Source organism: Noviherbaspirillum aridicola (assembly GCF_019656455.1).
Classification (GTDB): Bacteria; Pseudomonadota; Gammaproteobacteria; order Burkholderiales; family Burkholderiaceae_D; genus Noviherbaspirillum; species Noviherbaspirillum aridicola.
On sequence record NZ_BPMK01000032.1, the window covers coordinates 1 to 3,371 of the forward strand.

At 52.1% G+C, this 3,371-nt stretch carries 2 rRNA genes; both read left to right on the forward strand.

The window, feature by feature from the left end:
* Nucleotides 1-204: 204 nt before the first annotated feature.
* Nucleotides 205-3,082 (forward strand): 23S ribosomal RNA (locus NCCP691_RS21145).
* 150 nt (nt 3,083-3,232) lie between these two features.
* Nucleotides 3,233-3,345: ribosomal RNA gene (gene rrf, locus NCCP691_RS21150) — 5S ribosomal RNA — on the forward strand.
* The last annotated feature ends 26 nt before the right edge of the window (nt 3,346-3,371 follow it).

Below are 3,371 nucleotides of genomic sequence, written 5' to 3' on the forward strand. Positions count from 1 at the left end.
TGTTCTTTAACAATCTGGAAGAAGTAGTAAAGAATTTATCAGTTGGAGTTCATGCGTGTGATGCGCGTGGATGAAGACTGGTGGGTTGTGATTGTATCAATCATATTGTATGAAAGAGTTCTCGTAGCAATACGAGTGGTCTGGAATACGGCACGCAAACTCAAAACTCTATAGCGCTCTCGATAAGAGAGGCCAACGTTATAGGGACAAGCGAATAAGTGCACATGGTGGATGCCTTGGCGATATCAGGCGATGAAGGACGTTGTAGCTTGCGATAAGCTGCGGGGAGTGAGCAAACACACATTGATCCGCAGATTTCCGAATGGGGAAACCCGGCCTTTTGGGTCATCGCACTCTGAATACATAGGGGTGCGAAGCGAACGCGGCGAACTGAAACATCTAAGTAGCTGCAGGAAAAGAAATCAACCGAGATTCCCAAAGTAGTGGCGAGCGAAATGGGACCAGCCTGCAAGATTTAGCAGTATTGATAGCAAAACACACTGGAAATTGTGGCCATAGCGGGTGATAGCCCCGTATGCGAAATCAGTATTGTGGAACTAAGCTTGCGACAAGTAGGGCGGGGCACGTGAAACCCTGTCTGAACATGGGGGGACCATCCTCCAAGGCTAAATACTCGATATCGACCGATAGTGAACCAGTACCGTGAGGGAAAGGCGAAAAGAACCCCGGAAGGGGAGTGAAATAGATCCTGAAACCGTGTGCATACAAACAGTCGGAGCCTCGTAAGGGGTGACGGCGTACCTTTTGTATAATGGGTCAGCGACTTACATTCAGTGGCGAGCTTAACCGAATAGGGAAGGCGTAGCGAAAGCGAGTCCGAACAGGGCGATTTAGTCGCTGGGTGTAGACCCGAAACCAGATGATCTACCCATGGCCAGGATGAAGGTGCCGTAACAGGTACTGGAGGTCCGAACCCACTAGTGTTGAAAAACTAGGGGATGAGCTGTGGGTAGGGGTGAAAGGCTAAACAAATCTGGAAATAGCTGGTTCTCTCCGAAAACTATTTAGGTAGTGCCTCAAGTATCACCACCGGGGGTAGAGCACTGTTATGGCTAGGGGGTCATCGCGACTTACCAAACCATTGCAAACTCCGAATACCGGTGAGTGCGAGCTTGGGAGACAGACGTCGGGTGCTAACGTCCGGCGTCAAGAGGGAAACAACCCAGACCGCCAGCTAAGGTCCCCAAGATTGGCTAAGTGGAAAACGAAGTGGGAAGGCTAAAACAGTCAGGAGGTTGGCTTAGAAGCAGCCATCCTTTAAAGAAAGCGTAATAGCTCACTGATCGAGTCGTCCTGCGCGGAAGATGTAACGGGGCTAAGCCAGTCACCGAAGCTGCGGATATGTGCTTTGCACATATGGTAGGAGAGCGTTCTGTAAGCCTGCGAAGGTGTCTTGTAAAGGATGCTGGAGGTATCAGAAGTGCGAATGCTGACATGAGTAGCGATAAACAGGGTGAAAGGCCCTGTCGCCGTAAGCCCAAGGTTTCCTGTTCAACGTTCATCGGAGCAGGGTGAGTCGGCCCCTAAGGCGAGGCAGAGATGCGTAGCTGATGGGAAGCAGGTTAATATTCCTGCACCGTCGTTAGATGCGATGGGGGGACGGATCGCGGAAGGTTGTCCGGGTGTTGGATGTCCCGGTCCCTGTGCTGGAGAAGGCGCTTAGGCAAATCCGGGCGCATGATTCAAGGGCATGGGGCCAGCGGCTTTAAGCTGCGAAGCAATCGGAAGTGGTTCCAAGAAAAGCCTCTAAGCTTCAGTCTAACGAGACCGTACCGCAAACCGACACAGGTGGGCGAGATGAGTATTCTAAGGCGCTTGAGAGAACTCGGGAGAAGGAACTCGGCAAATTGGTACCGTAACTTCGGGATAAGGTACGCCCTTGTAGCTTGACTGGCCTGCGCCAGGAGGGTGAAGGGGTTGCAATAAACTGGTGGCTGCGACTGTTTAATAAAAACACAGCACTCTGCAAACACGAAAGTGGACGTATAGGGTGTGACGCCTGCCCGGTGCTGGAAGATTAAATGATGGGGTGCAAGCTCTTGATTGAAGTCCCAGTAAACGGCGGCCGTAACTATAACGGTCCTAAGGTAGCGAAATTCCTTGTCGGGTAAGTTCCGACCTGCACGAATGGCGTAACGATGGCCACACTGTCTCCTCCCGAGACTCAGCGAAGTTGAAGTGTTTGTGATGATGCAATCTACCCGCGGCTAGACGGAAAGACCCCATGAACCTTTACTGTAGCTTTGCATTGGACTTTGAACCAATCTGTGTAGGATAGGTGGGAGGCTTTGAAGCGGTGACGCCAGTTGCCGTGGAGCCAACCTTGAAATACCACCCTGGTTTGTTTGAGGTTCTAACCTTGGCCCGTTATCCGGGTCGGGGACAGTGCATGGTAGGCAGTTTGACTGGGGCGGTCTCCTCCCAAAGTGTAACGGAGGAGTTCGAAGGTACGCTAGGTACGGTCGGACATCGTGCTAATAGTGCAATGGCATAAGCGTGCTTAACTGCGAGACCGACAAGTCGAGCAGGTACGAAAGTAGGACATAGTGATCCGGTGGTTCTGTATGGAAGGGCCATCGCTCAACGGATAAAAGGTACTCTGGGGATAACAGGCTGATTCCTCCCAAGAGTTCATATCGACGGGGGAGTTTGGCACCTCGATGTCGGCTCATCACATCCTGGGGCTGTAGCCGGTCCCAAGGGTATGGCTGTTCGCCATTTAAAGTGGTACGTGAGCTGGGTTTAAAACGTCGTGAGACAGTTTGGTCCCTATCTGCCGTGGGCGTTGGAAGTTTGAGGGGGGCTGCTCCTAGTACGAGAGGACCGGAGTGGACGAACCTCTGGTGTACCGGTTGTCACGCCAGTGGCATTGCCGGGTAGCTAAGTTCGGAAGAGATAACCGCTGAAAGCATCTAAGCGGGAAACTTGCCTCAAGATGAGACTTCCCCAGGCCTTGAGCCTGCTAAAGGGTCGTTCGAGACCAGGACGTTGATAGGTCAGGTGTGGAAGCGCAGTAATGCGTTAAGCTAACTGATACTAATTGCCCGTGCGGCTTGTCCCTATAACCTTGGCAACAAGGCATAGACAAGTATGCGTGTGAATGACTGATCACTCACACCCGCCAAAATAAATACCCGTAGGTCCCCTACGAAAACTACTGCTTCTTCCCAGATTGGGTTGCGCGTCCCCGACGAGCAACCAACGAGTCATGCCTGATGAACATAGCAAGTCGGAACCACCCCTTCCCATCCCGAACAGGACCGTGAAACGACTCCGCGCCGATGATAGTGCTGCAACCAGTGTGAAAGTAGGTCATCGTCAGGCTCTTACCCCAGAAAAGCCCCGACTCA